Raw genomic sequence first — 14,200 nt, forward strand, 5'->3', positions numbered from 1 at the left:
CTACTGCTATGTGTGGAATCATTGCCTTTCTCGGAAACCGTGACAACGCCGGCAAAATCGTCGTCGATGGTTTGAAAAAATTGGAATACCGCGGCTACGATTCTTTCGGCTTCGCCGAAAAGATTGGTGACAAAATCCGCGTTTCGAAAAGCGTCGGCAAAATTTCGGAATTCAAGGAGACTGCCAAAACTTTCGCGAAAACTAATCTCGCTTTCGGTCACACGCGCTGGGCGACGCACGGCAAAGTGAATCGCGTGAATGCGCACCCGCACGCCTCAGCCGATGGCAAGGTCGTCGTCGTGCATAATGGCATCGTCGAGAACCACGCCGAGCTGCGCAAAATGCTCGAGAAAAAAGGTGTGAAATTCGTGAGCGAGACCGACACCGAAGTGATTCCGAATTTGATTGCGGACTTTTTGCGGAAAAATTCACCGCGCGAAGCCGTGCGTAAAACCGCGCAAAAATTAGTCGGGCGCTTCGCTTTCGTCGCGGCCATCGCCGGCGAAGCGAAACTTTTCGCCGCGAGAAACGGATCACCTTTGATTCTCGGCATTGAAAAATTTTATCCGAAGTCGGACGAAAAACTTTTGGCGAAAGTCGATGGCTCGGCTTTCTTCATCGGCAGCGATGTCCCCGCCTTTTTGGATTTTACGCACGATGTGGTTTATCTCGACGACGGCGAGCTAGTCGAGATCGAGGAGTCTCCGATGAAAGACCATTTCCACGGACATTTTTTCGAAATCGCCAGTGGTCGCCCAATCAAGAAACGCGTGATCTCGATCGACCTCAAAGCGAGCCGCGCGGAAAAAGGCGACTTCACGCACTTCATGCTGAAGGAAATTTTCGAACAAAAGGAAACGATCACGCGCGCACTGAATCAAGACGAGAAACAAATCGAGCGCGTCGCGGAATTGATTCGCCGAAGTTTCGGGACTTTTTTCATCGGCTGCGGCACCGCCGGCAAAGTCTGTGCGACCGCGGAATATCTTTTTGCGAAGATTGCGCGCCGCCATGTGAATGTGATTTTCGGCAGCGAGTTCGACACGCAGGAAGCTTTTTTGACCGACCGCACGCTGCTCATCGCGGTCAGCCAGTCCGGCGAGACCGCCGATATTTTGGAAGCTTACAAAATCGCCAAACAGAAAAAAGTGAAAACTGTCGGCGTGGTAAATGTCGCCGGCAGCTCAGTCGCGCGCCAATCGGATGTCGTCCTGCCGGTGAATGCCGGTGTGGAGAAAGCCGTCGCCTCGACCAAAGCGACGACCGCGCAGCTCGCGATTTTGACCCTGCTCGCTTTCACCGTCGCGGGCAAACTCGAAGAAGGCAAAAGAGTCTTGGCGGAAGCTGCCAGCTCAATCAATGATTTTCTGAATCCGCGCTACTCCGCACACTTGGAAAAAATCGCCCGCAAAATCAAAAAGGTCGAATCACTCTACATCATCGGCAAAGGCGCAGACTATCCGATGGCGCTCGAAGCCGCGATCAAATTGCAGGAGGTCAGCTACATTCACGCCGAGGGTTTCGCGGCTGGAGAATTGAAACACGGACCGCTCGCGCTGATTACGAAAGGCACACCACTCATCGCTTTCGTCCCGATGGGCAAATTCCGCGCGGATGTCCTGTCAAATGTCGCGGAGGTGAAAGCGCGCGGCGGGCGCATCATCGGCGTCTCGCCGAAGAATGACGACCTTTTCGATGAATGGATCCGCGTGCCCGCCGTCGGCGCCGCGCAGCCAATCGTAAATATCATCCCGATTCAGCTCCTCGCCTACCACCTCGCCGTGCTGCGGAAAAATAATCCCGACCTGCCGCGGAATTTGGCGAAGTCAGTCACTGTTAAATAAAACTGAAGCCCGCCGAAACCCGAAGGGTGAAGACTGGGCGAAGAGTGTGACGGTGAAGTAAAAGAGTTTGCACTAATTTTTTACTCAAAATAGTTGTTACTGGTCGGCATCAAAATGCTATTATCACTTCTTATAATTTTTTCACAATGAACACGACTGGAGAATTTACCATCGAAAAGAACGATATGATACTGGCTTCTTTCCTAGAAGTGAAAGATGTCAATGATTTTGTTAATAAATCAAGAGAAGTAACAAAAATGTGCAAAAACGCAACATTACAAATAATCGGCGGTATCGGTCAAAGAGACGAGCTGAGTCTTCTCGTGTCACCCGATGATTGGAAAAAAAACCGAACACAACTGGAAAAAATACTCGGAAAACCTAATCACACTAAAACTTTATCCTGTGGGGTCACATCGATAAGCAGCGTCTATGATGACTGTCAGGAGTGTTAAGTCTTAGATAAACAAATTTTCGTCATTGCGAAATTTTTAATCGGATTGTCGATGAGCAGTTTTGTCTTTCCCCCACTCGATCAGAGTAGGGAACGGACATGTCCGTTCCCTACCTATTTCTTTGCGCGTGTTTTGTAGGGAATAAAAATTTTTATTCCCTACGCGACAAAATTGTAATCTCGATTTGTAGGGAACGCAGATCTGCGTTCCCTACTTTGTAAAATCTCACTGTGGGTGCAGATTAAAAAAATAGCCTAATCTGATGTGGAAGCGTTGCGTGCAATTTTCATTCCCACATTTTTATTTCCAAAATCCTCCGCGCTTTCGCAATCACCGCAAGCATGATTTTTTCTCCGCATTGCAAAACCAGGATAAAATCAGTCCGACCTAACTTACCAAAATGAAAATTTTGAAAGTCGCTTTGCTCACACCGCTACTGGTTTTGGCAGCCTGCGGCGGCGAGGCGAAAACTGAGATTGTCGAACAGCCAAAGACTGTCGCGATTTCAGATGTGAAATTGTGCTTGGAAGTAGGAGCGCAAAACGAATGCCCTGCCGATTTACGCGCCTTCCCTGATAGCGCAGCACAAATTTCAGTCTCGGCAGTGATTAGTAATCCCTCCACCGTAGCGGAAGCTGTTTTCGATTGGCGCTACCTCGGCGGAGAAACCCCAAAGGCGATTAATTCTGCCACGATCAAAAGCGCTGAAATCGTCCGCGTCGCCTCCTCGACTCTAAGCATGGTCGATCATGAATGGCCCGCAGGCAAATACGAAGTCATCGTCACCGCGGGTACGCAAGAAGCTCGCGCAGATTTTACGGTGGTGCATGTGGACTGATCCCAGATTTAGAAATCTCTCCGTCCTTTCATCGCTGCCGCGAGCGTCACTTCGTCAGCGTAAGACAATTCTGAGCCAGTCGGTAGGCCGCGAGCGATGCGCGTGATTTTGATTTGAAATGGCTGCAGCTGCTTCGTGATATAGGACGCTGTCGCTTCACCCTCGACCGAAGGATTCATCGCGAGAATAATTTCTGTGACACCACCGCGCTCGACCCGCCGCAGCAAATCCACAATCGTGAGACTTTCCGGACCGATGCCTTCGAGCGGATTGAGCACGCCGTGCAGGACATGGTAGCTGCCTTTCCACGCGCCCGCTTTTTCGAAAGCCAAAACATCGAGCGCTTCCTCGACCACGCAAATCTGCGAAGCGTCGCGCTCGGTATCTTCGCAAATCTCACACTGCTCGCTCGTCGCGATATTGCGGCAGCACGCGCAAAGTCGTAAATCTTTTTTCAAATTCGTCGCCGCTTCACCGAGCTCCCGCGCCAAATTTTCGGGCGAACGCACGAGATGAAAAACCAGCCGCGTCGCGGTCTTCTCGCCGATGCCTGGCAGACTCGCGAAAGCATCAATCATCCGCGAAATTGAACTGGGAAAATTTTTCACCCCTGCATTTTAGCTATCATCGCCCCTCAATCAAATTTGTAGAACCGACAAACATCTTCGATTCTTTTTCTTAAGTCTGAAAAATATTTAAATTCGCGCACCTCGAAATGAGCCGGATAAATTTGCAGACAAGATCCATTTTCGTGTTGGACACAAATAATTTTTAATTTTTCACCAAGCTCAATCAGCCCCAGCTTATAGAGCGACGACAAAGGGCTGAGGCGAAAAAAATTAGGCAACTCACCGCTTTGATTGTCTGCTGTTTTTTGACTCACGCACTTTTGTTTTTTATTTTTATGTCCTATCTCAAACTTGAAATGCTCGGTCAACAAACAAATTAAATTAAGCCTTTTGCGGTCTTGGTTAATCAACTTCAGCATCAAAGCTTCATGCTGTTGCTGAGTCATCGCCAGAAGAGCACTACCGTGTTCGTCCGGAATAATTGTTAGTTGATTTGGGAGATTTTGCTCAAGATTATTCTTCTGTAAAAATAATCGCCCCTCGTCGACTGGAACCGAGACACGACCTTTGTGATCGACTACGCAGAAGCCTGGACATCTTTCGGAGTCGGGTGCTTCACTTTTTTTATTCACAAAAAATAATAAACGAGCCTTCTTTTTAAACCAAAAAGCCCCGACAGTCAAGCGAGGCTTTTTGTTAAGTAACTTGAGAGACTAATTTTCGATGTATTTTTTGAGTTCCCACGGCGAGACATAGAGACGATACTCGTCGTACTCCTCACCTTTGGCGGCAATGTATTTCTCACAGAAGTGCGGACCGAAAGCGTCGAGCAAAACTTTGTCTTTGGAGAAATTATCGACCGCCTCCGCGAGATTGCCCGGCAAAGTCTTGATCTTGTACTTCTTCGCCTGCGCATCGTTGAATTCGAAAATGTTTTCATTGACTGGCAGCGGTGCTTTCATTTTGTTGCGCACGCCGTCGAGACCAGACGCGAGCATCGCCGCGAAAGCGAGGTAAGGATTGCAGCTCGGATCCGGGCAGCGCAGCTCGACACGCGTCGCCTTCGACGCGAGCTTCGGATTGATCCGTGGCAAGCGAATCAAAGCACTGCGATTCGTCGTGCCCCACGCGATGTAAACCGGCGCTTCGTAGCCCGGGACAAGTCGTTTGTAGGAATTGACCGTCGGATTCGTGACGGCGGCGAAAGCGGAAGCGTGATCGAGCAAACCCGCGATGAAGTGTTTGGCAAGTTCGCTCAGGCCGTTTTCATCTTTCGTGTCGTGGAACAGATTTTTACCCGTCTTGAGCTCAGCCAAACTTTGGTGCGTGTGCATGCCAGAACCGTTTTGACCCTGAATCGGCTTCGGCATGAATGTCGCGTGGAGATCGTATTTTTGCGCAATCGCTTTGAGCGCACATTTGAAGAGCACGGCGGAATCAGCCGTCTGGAGCGCATCGGCGTAGCGGAAAGAAATTTCGTGCTGTCCGGGAGCGACTTCGTGGTGCAGCGTCTCGACTTGGATGCCGAGCGCGATCAGCGCCGAGGACATGTCTTTGCGAATGTGCGCCGCGAGATCCGTCGTGAAATCGAAGTAACCGGCTTGGTCATTCGGGAGCGAGGAAATCGTGCCGTCCTCTTTCTTTTTGAAAAGAAAAAATTCGAGCTCCGGACCAGTGTTAAATTGAAAACCCATCTTCGCTGCTTCGGCAATTTGCTTCTTCAAAATCTGGCGCGGATCGCCCATGAAAGGCTCGCCATTTGGCAGGTAAACATCGCAGATGAAAAGCGCCGTTGGCGTGCTCCCCCACGGCAAAACGCGGAAGGTATCGAGGTCGAGCACGAGATACATGTCACTCTCGAAAATACGCGTGAAGCCTTCGATCGAGCTGCCATCGAACCAAACATTGTTGTCAATCGCGCCCTCGAGCTGCGAGACCGGAATCGTGATTGATTTCACCATGCCGTGGATGTCAGTGAAATGCAGATTGACGAACTCAATCTCGTTCTTTTTTACCTCGGCGAGGATTTGGTCTTTGGAGGCCATTTTGTAGGGGTTAAAAAGCAGAAAACGATCACCGAATATCTTTGGGAGAAATGGTGAAAAGGAATTACGGGCGAATTTTAGCCAAATTTTTTGTTAAATCAATTAGATTTCCTTTACAAATTTTTAATTTTATTGCTCTATCTCACACTTTTAGATTATTTTGTCAAGTTATTTTTAAATTTTTCGAAAGAATTGAGCGCGAATCGACTTTAGCACTTTTTGAAATTTAGCTAAAATCCAGTGCGATGCAGCTCAAAATGCTTGTCTCCGGCAAAGTCCAAGGCGTCTGGTACCGCGCCTCGACTGCGAAGATCGCCTGCGATTTAGGTCTGAAAGGCTATGCGAAAAACTTGAGCGATGGCTCAGTCGAGATTGTCGCGATCGGCGCGAAAGCACCACTAGAAAAACTCAGAAAATGGTGCGAACTCGGACCGAGCAAAGCGCAGGTCGATTGGGTCGCAGAAGAGTGGAGCGAGTCAGCGGAAAATTTCGCGGACTTCGCCGTGATTTAATTCGCGAGTTTGGCGGCAATAGCCGCGGTCACTGCTGCGACCGACTGCGTGCCATCGATTTCCACCAGTCTCCCCTCGGCACGGTATTTTTCAATCGCCGGGACAGTCTCATTTTCGTAAACATCAAGCCGCGTCGCGATCGCCTCCGCTGTATCATCCGCGCGAATTTTTAATTCACCGCCACAAACCGGACATTTCTCGAGCGCAGCAGAATTATCTTTCGCGCCGAAAATTTTGCCACAACCCGCGCAAGTCTTGCGACCGAGCAAACGCGTGAGCGCCTCCTCGCGCGTCAGGGCGATGTAGACCGCGAGCGGTCGCCGACCGACTTTAGCGAATTCCGCTTCGAGCGAGGCGCGTTGTGATTCGCTGCGAGGAATTCCGTCGAAAATCGCCGTCTCGTTTTCAGGCAAATTCTGCAAAAAATTCTCGACGATTTCCATCACGATTTCATTCGGGACTAATTTGCCCGCCGTCGTAATCTCTTTCACTTTTTGTCCGAGCGGCGAATCTTCACTCGCCAATTTGCGCAACTGTCCACCCGTCTCGAAAATTTTGTAGCCGAATTTGTCAGCGAGAATGCGCGCCTGCGTGCCTTTGCCACTGCCCTGCATCCCGAAGAGAATGATGTCTTGCATGAGAAAAAATTAGTAAAAAGATTCTACTTGAGGTTTGGTTTTTTCGGAACCAACAACGGCATAAAGTCATTATTCCATCGATCGCTTGTGCGAACAAAAAAATCTTTTTGTTGAGTAGTCAATCTTTCATCATTAGAAACCTGCATCGCTAGACTAATTGCTTCTCTTAGAATTTGGGCAAAGTCTAATTCTGGATTAAAACTAAACTTCTCGCCTCCTCCGAAACAGCTCAAAATAAGGTCTCGAGCGACTAATTGGGTCGCGCTTCCTTCTTTCGAGAAAAGAACTAAATCTGAGGGTAAATGCGAAACATCCGAGCAATGTATTTTGACCATCCTAAAAAAATGAAAGATGTTTCTTATTAAAACTTATTCTTTAGTTAAAACTGCTTTAATCCGCCTCACTCCCGCCGAGCTCGACTCTTCTTTTTTAATTTTGAAATGCCCGAGCTCGCCTGTATTTTTCGCGTGTGGTCCGCCGCAGATTTCTTTCGACACATCGCCCACCGAAAAAACTTTTACTTTCTCACCGTACTTGGAATCGAAGACTCCGACCGCGCCGGAGGCTTTCGCCTCATCGACCGACAGCTCGGCACAATCGACTGGCAGGTCGCGCGCAATCGCGTCGTTAACAAATTGTTCGACTGCGGCAATCTGCTCCGGCGTCATTTTTTCAGAATGATTGAAATCGAAACGCAATCGTTCCGCTGTAATGTTCGAGCCTTTTTGCGAAATGTGATCTCCTAAAATTTTTCGCAAGGCGGCATTCAGCAAATGCGTCGCTGTGTGCAACTGCGAGACAGTCTCAGAATCATCCGCCAAGCCACCTTTGAATTTCCCAGCCGAAGCTGTGCGCGACTGGTCGGCGTGCGCCTTTTGCGCTGCGAAAAATTTTTCCGGATTTTGAATCGCTGAATTTTTTTCGCGTAAAAATTCTTCGGTTAGCTCCAGCGGAAAACCAAAAGTTTCGTAAAAATAAAAGGCTTTTTCGCCGTCGACTGAGTTATTTTTTTCGAGAAAGCTCGCAATCTCACGCTCGCCTTTTTCCAAAGTTTTCTTAAATTGGTTTTCCTCCTTTTCAAATTCGAGCAAAATCTTGGCGGAATTTTGGACGAGCTCAGGATAATGTTTGCCCGCGTTTTCAATCACGACTTCGACAATCTGCGTCGTGAAAGTTTGTGTGAAATCGAAGCCGAGTTTGCGTGCCTCGCGAATCGCTCGACGAATCAAACGCCGCACGATGTAGCCCGCATCGACATTCGACGGTGGCACACCGCGCGGATCACCGATGATAAACGACGCGGCGCGCAGATGGTCGGCGACGATGCGTTCGGAGCGTTCGCGCTCTTGTAGGGAATGGGCATGCCCATTCCCTACTGATAATTCTTTAATCTTCGCGATAATCGGCGCAAACAAATCTGTCTCGAAAACAGTCGGCTGTTTTTGCAGAATCGCCGCGACGCGATCCAGACCCATGCCGGTGTCGACATTTCTTTGCGCCAACGGAATGAATTTACCCTCAGCGGTTTTCTCGAACTGCAGGAAAACATCATTCCAAATCTCGACCCAGCGCGGATCTTCACAGCTTTCTTGAAAACTGTTCGGTGCCGCTCCGTCGCCCGTCCAAAAAAACATTTCGGAATCCGGACCACACGGTCCCGTCTGCCCCGCCGGTCCCCACCAATTATTTTTCTTCGGTAGCTTGGCAATCCGATTCTCCGGCATGCCCAAACTTTTCCAAATCTCGAAACTCTCAGCATCGAAAGGTGCATCGTCGTCCCCGGCGAAAACTGAGACGGCTAATTTCTCGAGCGGAAATTGCAAAACCTGCGTCAAAAATTCGAAGCTCCAGCTGAGTGCTTCTTTTTTCCAATAATCCCCGAGCGACCAATTGCCGAGCATTTCGAAAAAAGTCAGATGGCAGCAATCGCCGACCTCATCAATGTCGCCAGTGCGAATACATTTCTGACAGCTGGAAAGTTTCGTACCTGCCGGATGTTTTTCGCCCAGTAAATAAGGCACGAGCGGATGCATGCCCGCCGTCGTGAAAAGTACGGTCGGATCGTTTTCGGGAATGAGCGAAGCCGACGGCAAAATCGCGTGACCACGCGCCGCGAAAAATTCGAGATATTTTTGGCGAAGTTCGTCGGATTTCATACGGCGCATTTTACAACAAAATGTTTCTTATTTTTGCGGTATTTTGTCGAATTACTTCTTCGGCAAATTGTCTCAAGCCTGCCTCAATGGCTATTATATTTTCCAAGAGTGTTTGAGCTCCTTGCGGATCATGCAATGCCATAGCAGAAACCGTGTCCCGATAAACATCAAACCTGGCCAGCAGTTGATCTAACCTTGCGTTTATTAATTTTTTATTTTCAGAAACACCAAAATCACAAGTCGACTGAAGGAGCTCGGTCAAAGACTCTAATTTTGAATTCATAGGAATGAATTCTATCAGGTTTTTGTTTTTTCATCGCAGCCTATTTCTTTTCTGTCGGCTCAATTTGTTCGAAAAGCGCTTGGAGCGCGTCTGGGGTTTCTTTTGCGACCGGACTGTTCAGCTGCAAAAACAAATCTTTTTTCATGTCTAAAAGGTCTTGCGCCAAACTAATGCAATTCTGAATGCGCTCATTGCCTGGCTCTAACTTAAGAATTGCGCCCCAAGACGCAATCGCCCCGACAAAATCATTGCGAAAATACTGATCCAATCCTCGCTTGGCAGCAAATTCTGCAGGAGAATTTTGACCTTTTGACTTGATGGCTTCGCGCACCTCCTCTGCAACCGCGCCCGTAATTTTGCCTAACAAATCAGTCTGTTTTTTGTCGAGAATTTTTTGGGAAGACTCAATCAAATTCTTCGCGACTTGGTCGTCCGGATTTAACTTGAGAGCTTCGCGCCCAGATTCGCTGGCACCAGCAAAATTATTCTCTTTGAAAAACTGCTGCAATCCCAGCTCAATGGGCGACAGCTGCTTCTCTTTTGCTGCCGACGGATTCTCGAAAGTTTTTCCCATGTTGGTTTTTGTTAGTAATTTTGTAATTGTATTTTAACAAAAATCACTAAAAAAATCAATGCTTCGCGGCGGCGTGGATGAAGCCGAGGAAAAGCGGGTGCGGACGAAATGGACGCGAGAGAAATTCCGGATGAAATTGGCAGCCGAGCATGAAAGGATGATTTTTGATTTCGGAAATCTCGACGAGATCCACATCCGGATTGATGCCCGCGAAACGCAGACCGGATTTTTCCAGTACTGCGCGATAATCGTTGTTCACTTCGAAACGGTGGCGGTGACGCTCGGAAATAATTTTTTGACCGTAAAGTTTGTGCGACAACGATCCGGCTTGCAGCTCACAGCGGTAAGCACCGAGCCGCATCGTGCCGCCTTTCTTGAGAATTTTGCGCTGGTTCGGAATGAAATTAATGACTGGATTTTTGGTCGTCGGATTGAATTCCTCCGAATTCGCATCAGGCAAATTGAGGACATGGCGCGCGAACTCGATCACGAGAATCTGCATGCCGAGACACAGCCCGAGATAAGGAATTTTGTTTTCACGCGCGTATTCCGCGACCCGAATCTTGCCCTCGACTCCCCGCTCGCCGAATCCACCCGGCACGAGAATTCCACTCGCCGATTTGATTTTGTCCCACTCCGGCGAATCTTTTTTGGTCAGCTTTTCGGAATTCACCCAAACACATTCGAGTCCATGACCGGCAGCCAGAGCCGCCGCCTTGAGTGCTTCATTGACGGAAATGTAAGCATCGTCGAGATCAGTGTATTTCCCGACGCAGGCGATTTTGAGTTTCTTCTTTTCGAGCGTACATGCCACCGCCAATTTTTCCCACTTTTCGAGCTTCGGTCTTTTGAGCGGCAGGTCCAGTTTTTTCTCGATGATTTTGGTAATGCCCGACTTTTCGAAATTAGCCGGAATACAGTAAATCGAATCAACTGTCGGCGCAGGAATCACGCACTCTTCGGTGACATCACAGAACAAAGCAATTTTTTTGATGTGCTTCTGTTCAATCGGCAGATCCGAGCGCGCGAGAATCAAGTCCGGCGCAATGCCGATTCGGCGCAGCTCGCGCACGGAAGCCTGCGTCGGTTTGGTCTTGAGCTCGCCCGAAGCCGCGAGATACGGCAGCAGTGTGAGATGCACGAATAAGGTTTGCGCCGCACCGAGCTGATAGCGCATGTGACGAATCGCTTCGAGGAAAGGCTCGCCCTCGATGTCACCGACTGTTCCGCCGATTTCAACTAAGACGACATCGGCTTTCGAAACTTTCGCGGCGAGCAGAATGCGCTCGCGAATCGTGCGGGTAATGTGTGGAATGATTTGAATCGTCCCGCCGAGGAAATCACCGCGGCGTTCTTTTTCCAAAACTTCGAGATAAATTTGCCCAGAAGTCACCGTCGATTCTTTGGTCAGTGGCACATCGATGAAGCGCTCGTAATGACCGAGGTCGAGATCCGTCTCCGCACCATCGTCCGTGACGAAAACTTCGCCGTGTTGAAAAGGCGACATCGTCCCCGGATCGACATTGAGATAGGGATCGAGCTTCATCGGGAAGACGGAAAAACCCGCCGACTTCAAAAGCGCGCCGATGGAAGCTGTCGCAATCCCCTTCCCGAGAGAAGAGCAGACTCCGCCGGTGACGAAGATAAATTTAGTTTTCATCAAAAAACGGGAGTGATTGTATCACAATTTTTATTAAACTCATCCTCCGAAAGCATCTAATTGTTGCTAGTAAATTCCCACAGCTGCTTAAATTTTTTATCGTCTTTTTTATTTTTTAATCTGTTTATTCTACTGAAAAAACAAGGCTCGACCAATGTTTTTTTGCTAAAATCCTCCCGATGAAACTCTCTCAATCGCTCTCCCAAACGAGCAAAACCGTCGCGCACGACGCCGATTCCGTGAATGCGAAATTATTGACGCAGGCTGGCTTCGTGAAAAAAGAAGCCGCGGGGGTTTATTCTTATTTACCGTTTGGTCGCCAAGTTTTGGCGAAGATCGAGCAAATCGTCCGCGAGGAAATGAACGCCGTCGGCGGTGAGGAAGTTTTGATGCCCGCACTGACGCCGCTCGAGAATTGGAAAAAAACGGGGCGCGACACCGTCGATATCGCCTTTCACCCGACAGAGAAAACCGTGCTCGGCTGGAGTCATGAAGAAATCGTCACGCCGCTCGCCAAAACGCGAATCAAAAGTTATCGTGATCTGCCGCTCTGCGTTTACCAAATTCAGACGAAATTTCGGAATGAGGCGCGCGCGAAATCCGGTCTCATGCGCGGTCGCGAATTTTTAATGAAAGACATGTACTCTTTCCACGCGACCAAAGAAGATTTCGAGCAATACTATGAACGCGTGAAAGCCGCTTATTTCAAAGTGTTTGAGCGCGTCGGTTTGAAAAGTTTTTTGGTGAAAGCGGGCGGCGGCGAATTCACGGAAAATATTTCGCATGAATTCCAAGTGCTGACTGAGGCGGGCGAAGACAAATTAAAAATTTGTGAAAAGTGCGGACTCGGCTGGAACGCGGAAATGGAAATCGCTAAATGCGAAAAGTGCGGCGGCGAATTGATTGAAAAAAAAGGCGCGGAGGTCGGTAATATTTTCGACCTCGGCACGAAATACTCGGATGCGTTTGAGCTGAATTTCGCTGATGAAAAAGGCGCGCAACGAAAAGTTTTGATGGGCTGCTACGGCATCGGCGTCTCGCGGCTCGTCGCGACCATCGCCGAAACCTGCCATGATGCAAAAGGGCTGATTTGGCCGGAAAGCGTCGCACCATTTCAAGTTCACTTAATCGTACTCGGCGACGACAAAAAAGTCTTGACAGAAGCTAAAAAAGTTTATGAAGCATTATCGGTAAAAAGCGAGGTGCTTTTCGATAATCGCGACCTGCCAGCGGGCGTGAAATTCGCTGACGCTGATTTAATCGGTATTCCACTGCGTTTGGTGGTTTCACCGAAAACACTCGCAACTGATAGTGTCGAAATCAAAAAACGCTCGGCGGAAGCTTCGGAATTGGTCTCGCTAAAAAATTTGCTTGCAAAAATGTTTTGAAATACTAAAATTCGGGTAAATTTTTTAACCCCTCAAAAAATGAAGAAAATGCTCACGGTCGCTGGACTCACTTTGCTCGCCCTCGCTGGTTGCCAATCTGGCGGCGAACTGAAAGGTGACGATGTCGCTCCGGCGGAAGGAATGGTCAATGAAGTCGTCTTGCCTCCGGTTGGTGAAATCACTCCAGTCGAGACCACATTGCCGACTGACACAGAGAACACAATCGAAACAGAAATGCCTGTCGCTGGCGATGTTTCACCTGAGGTCAACTACTAATTAGACCTCTTACCAAGGTAAAATAAACCACCCTCTTAACCGGGGGTGGTTTTTAGTTGCCGTTTAGGAAATTACGCAAGAGCAAGATGACAGTCCCTGCGACAAGCGGAACAGTCACATTGTCGTTTAAAAGCTTTTGATTCAGGCGAATTTCCATCGCCTCGAAAATCATCGCAATGATCGCGCAGATGAAAGCTTCGAAAGGTGTGACGAAAACCATCGCCGCCGCGCCACCGAAAGCCGCACCCGCAATCGTGCCTTCGAAAAGTTTTTTGTCGGAAAGTTTGGTTTTGAGATGACCGAATGGACCGACGAGTGAGCTCACTCCATCCCCGACCGCGAGCACGAGAATCGACGCGTAGGCGACATCGCGCGGAAAAAGCTGCAGTGCCAAAATCACACCGATGAAGTAAGTGATTACACCTTTGCCGGGACGCACCTGTTTGCGTTCGAATTTGTCGAGAAACCAACCGATAATCGGCAAACGCCGTCGCGTCGAAATCCACGAGACCAGAATGCCTGCGGCCAAAATCCAAAATAAATCGAGCGAATCGAGAATGCCGCGCTTAAGCAGACAGACGAGCGCGATGCCAAGCAGAATGTGAAAAAGTTGGCGGCGAATTTCGAGCGGCGTCACCGGCATTTTGGTCATTGCTGAAGCGCAGTTAAAGTGAGCAGCGCCTCGAAGCTATCATCCGGGGCGCATTTGTTGGGAATTTCCTTGCCACATTTTTCGCAGCGGTGAATCACGATCCACTCGTCGCGTTTTTGGAAAAGCGCGACTGGCTCCATCTTGCCACGGCAGTCAGCCGCGCGATCTCCCGGCACGGTGCAATCGACATGCAGACTCCACAGACAAAACGGGCAATGGTTGCGCGCGGTTTTGGCGGCAGGTGAAACTGCCCGTCCACAATTAGCACAAGTGAAACCCGAATTCGTCGAATTTTTATCGCGCATGTTTT

Annotated in this window: 17 protein-coding genes; 6 read left to right on the forward strand and 11 right to left on the reverse strand. The window is 49.1% G+C overall.

Features of this window, described 5'->3' with window-relative positions; translation table 11 throughout:
- Window positions 1–8: 8 nt before the first annotated feature.
- The 3 genes from glmS to WCV72_03245 all read left to right on the forward strand — a co-directional run bounded on the left by glmS (window position 9) and on the right by WCV72_03245 (window position 3,137).
- The gene (gene glmS, locus WCV72_03235) at window positions 9–1,844 is read left to right on the forward strand and encodes a glutamine--fructose-6-phosphate transaminase (isomerizing) (GenBank protein MFA6458375.1); all 1,836 of its coding nucleotides are present in this window, start codon (window positions 9–11) and stop codon (window positions 1,842–1,844) included.
- A 146-nt stretch (window positions 1,845–1,990) separates the two neighbouring features.
- The gene (locus WCV72_03240; GenBank protein ID MFA6458376.1) at window positions 1,991–2,299 is read left to right on the forward strand and encodes a hypothetical protein; all 309 of its coding nucleotides are present in this window, start codon (window positions 1,991–1,993) and stop codon (window positions 2,297–2,299) included.
- Window positions 2,300–2,699: 400 nt separating this feature from the next.
- Window positions 2,700–3,137 carry a hypothetical protein gene (locus WCV72_03245; GenBank protein ID MFA6458377.1) on the forward strand — a complete coding sequence of 146 codons (438 nt, stop codon included), beginning with the start codon at window positions 2,700–2,702 and terminating at the stop codon, window positions 3,135–3,137.
- An 8-nt stretch (window positions 3,138–3,145) separates the two neighbouring features.
- Here WCV72_03245 and recR read toward each other — a convergent pair whose 3' ends face one another.
- The 3 genes from recR to glnA form a co-directional block, all read right to left on the reverse strand.
- Window positions 3,146–3,745, reverse strand: a complete 600-nt coding sequence (recR, locus tag WCV72_03250) for a recombination mediator RecR (protein ID MFA6458378.1) — start codon at window positions 3,743–3,745, stop codon at window positions 3,146–3,148.
- Between the two features lie 26 nt (window positions 3,746–3,771).
- Window positions 3,772–4,338 carry a hypothetical protein gene (locus WCV72_03255; protein ID MFA6458379.1) on the reverse strand — a complete coding sequence of 189 codons (567 nt, stop codon included), beginning with the start codon at window positions 4,336–4,338 and terminating at the stop codon, window positions 3,772–3,774.
- 81 nt (window positions 4,339–4,419) lie between these two features.
- Complete coding sequence (gene glnA, locus WCV72_03260; protein ID MFA6458380.1) at window positions 4,420–5,751, reverse strand: type I glutamate--ammonia ligase; 1,332 nt, start codon at window positions 5,749–5,751, stop codon at window positions 4,420–4,422.
- Between the two features lie 245 nt (window positions 5,752–5,996).
- Here glnA and WCV72_03265 point away from each other — a divergent pair, with 245 nt between their 5' ends.
- A complete protein-coding gene (locus WCV72_03265; protein ID MFA6458381.1) occupies window positions 5,997–6,263 on the forward strand; it encodes an acylphosphatase in 267 nt (88 codons plus the stop codon).
- Here the strand turns inward: WCV72_03265 and WCV72_03270 are convergent.
- From WCV72_03270 to WCV72_03295, 6 genes are read right to left on the reverse strand one after another with little or no spacing between them, the layout of a single operon-like run.
- Window positions 6,260–6,901, reverse strand: a complete 642-nt coding sequence (locus WCV72_03270) for a nucleoside monophosphate kinase (protein MFA6458382.1) — start codon at window positions 6,899–6,901, stop codon at window positions 6,260–6,262. The two genes, WCV72_03265 and WCV72_03270, sit on opposite strands and share 4 nt — an antisense overlap.
- A 23-nt stretch (window positions 6,902–6,924) precedes the next feature.
- A complete protein-coding gene (locus tag WCV72_03275; GenBank protein ID MFA6458383.1) occupies window positions 6,925–7,236 on the reverse strand; it encodes a hypothetical protein in 312 nt (103 codons plus the stop codon).
- Between the two features lie 33 nt (window positions 7,237–7,269).
- Entirely contained in the window at window positions 7,270–9,057 is a 1,788-nt protein-coding gene (locus tag WCV72_03280; GenBank protein MFA6458384.1) for an alanine--tRNA ligase, read from the reverse strand.
- A gap of 10 nt (window positions 9,058–9,067) precedes the next feature.
- Window positions 9,068–9,340 (reverse strand): hypothetical protein, encoded by a 273-nt coding sequence (locus tag WCV72_03285; protein MFA6458385.1) that lies wholly within the window; start codon window positions 9,338–9,340, stop codon window positions 9,068–9,070.
- Window positions 9,341–9,380: 40 nt separating this feature from the next.
- Window positions 9,381–9,914: a hypothetical protein gene (locus tag WCV72_03290; GenBank protein MFA6458386.1), complete on the reverse strand. Its 534-nt coding sequence runs from the start codon at window positions 9,912–9,914 to the stop codon at window positions 9,381–9,383.
- A gap of 55 nt (window positions 9,915–9,969) precedes the next feature.
- The gene (locus WCV72_03295) at window positions 9,970–11,574 is read right to left on the reverse strand and encodes a CTP synthase (protein ID MFA6458387.1); all 1,605 of its coding nucleotides are present in this window, start codon (window positions 11,572–11,574) and stop codon (window positions 9,970–9,972) included.
- Between the two features lie 179 nt (window positions 11,575–11,753).
- On the opposite strand from WCV72_03295, the gene WCV72_03300 reads away from it, so the two are divergent.
- Both WCV72_03300 and WCV72_03305 read left to right on the forward strand, forming a co-directional pair.
- Window positions 11,754–12,962 (forward strand): aminoacyl--tRNA ligase-related protein, encoded by a 1,209-nt coding sequence (locus WCV72_03300; protein ID MFA6458388.1) that lies wholly within the window; start codon window positions 11,754–11,756, stop codon window positions 12,960–12,962.
- 39 nt (window positions 12,963–13,001) lie between these two features.
- Complete coding sequence (locus WCV72_03305) at window positions 13,002–13,238, forward strand: hypothetical protein (GenBank protein ID MFA6458389.1); 237 nt, start codon at window positions 13,002–13,004, stop codon at window positions 13,236–13,238.
- Between the two features lie 52 nt (window positions 13,239–13,290).
- On the opposite strand, the gene WCV72_03310 is transcribed toward WCV72_03305, so the two are convergent.
- Complete coding sequence (locus WCV72_03310) at window positions 13,291–13,890, reverse strand: hypothetical protein (GenBank protein MFA6458390.1); 600 nt, start codon at window positions 13,888–13,890, stop codon at window positions 13,291–13,293.
- Window positions 13,887–14,195, reverse strand: coding sequence for an RNHCP domain-containing protein (locus tag WCV72_03315; protein MFA6458391.1), 309 nt, complete (start codon window positions 14,193–14,195; stop codon window positions 13,887–13,889). Before WCV72_03315 ends, WCV72_03310 begins: the two co-directional genes overlap by 4 nt.
- Window positions 14,196–14,200 lie beyond the last annotated feature (5 nt).

The sequence above is a fragment of the Patescibacteria group bacterium genome, from assembly GCA_041665585.1.
Classification (GTDB): Bacteria; Patescibacteriota; Gracilibacteria; order JAHISY01; family JAHISY01; genus JAHISY01.

Excerpts from the sequence above, each read along its gene's own strand:
- WCV72_03285 (MFA6458385.1), bottom strand. The coding sequence starts at position 9,340 with ATGAATTCAAAATTAGAGTCTTTGACCGAGCTCCTTCAGTCGACTTGT.
- WCV72_03300 (MFA6458388.1), top strand. The coding sequence starts at position 11,754 with ATGAAACTCTCTCAATCGCTCTCCCAAACGAGCAAAACCGTCGCGCAC.
- WCV72_03270 (MFA6458382.1), bottom strand. The coding sequence starts at position 6,901 with ATGCAAGACATCATTCTCTTCGGGATGCAGGGCAGTGGCAAAGGCACG.
- WCV72_03240 (MFA6458376.1), top strand. The coding sequence starts at position 1,991 with ATGAACACGACTGGAGAATTTACCATCGAAAAGAACGATATGATACTG.
- WCV72_03290 (MFA6458386.1), bottom strand. The coding sequence starts at position 9,914 with ATGGGAAAAACTTTCGAGAATCCGTCGGCAGCAAAAGAGAAGCAGCTG.
- WCV72_03245 (MFA6458377.1), top strand. The coding sequence starts at position 2,700 with ATGAAAATTTTGAAAGTCGCTTTGCTCACACCGCTACTGGTTTTGGCA.
- glmS (MFA6458375.1), top strand. The coding sequence starts at position 9 with ATGTGTGGAATCATTGCCTTTCTCGGAAACCGTGACAACGCCGGCAAA.
- WCV72_03280 (MFA6458384.1), bottom strand. The coding sequence starts at position 9,057 with ATGAAATCCGACGAACTTCGCCAAAAATATCTCGAATTTTTCGCGGCG.
- WCV72_03275 (MFA6458383.1), bottom strand. The coding sequence starts at position 7,236 with ATGGTCAAAATACATTGCTCGGATGTTTCGCATTTACCCTCAGATTTA.
- WCV72_03265 (MFA6458381.1), top strand. The coding sequence starts at position 5,997 with ATGCAGCTCAAAATGCTTGTCTCCGGCAAAGTCCAAGGCGTCTGGTAC.
- glnA (MFA6458380.1), bottom strand. The coding sequence starts at position 5,751 with ATGGCCTCCAAAGACCAAATCCTCGCCGAGGTAAAAAAGAACGAGATT.
- WCV72_03305 (MFA6458389.1), top strand. The coding sequence starts at position 13,002 with ATGAAGAAAATGCTCACGGTCGCTGGACTCACTTTGCTCGCCCTCGCT.
- WCV72_03295 (MFA6458387.1), bottom strand. The coding sequence starts at position 11,574 with ATGAAAACTAAATTTATCTTCGTCACCGGCGGAGTCTGCTCTTCTCTC.
- WCV72_03310 (MFA6458390.1), bottom strand. The coding sequence starts at position 13,890 with ATGACCAAAATGCCGGTGACGCCGCTCGAAATTCGCCGCCAACTTTTT.
- WCV72_03315 (MFA6458391.1), bottom strand. The coding sequence starts at position 14,195 with ATGCGCGATAAAAATTCGACGAATTCGGGTTTCACTTGTGCTAATTGT.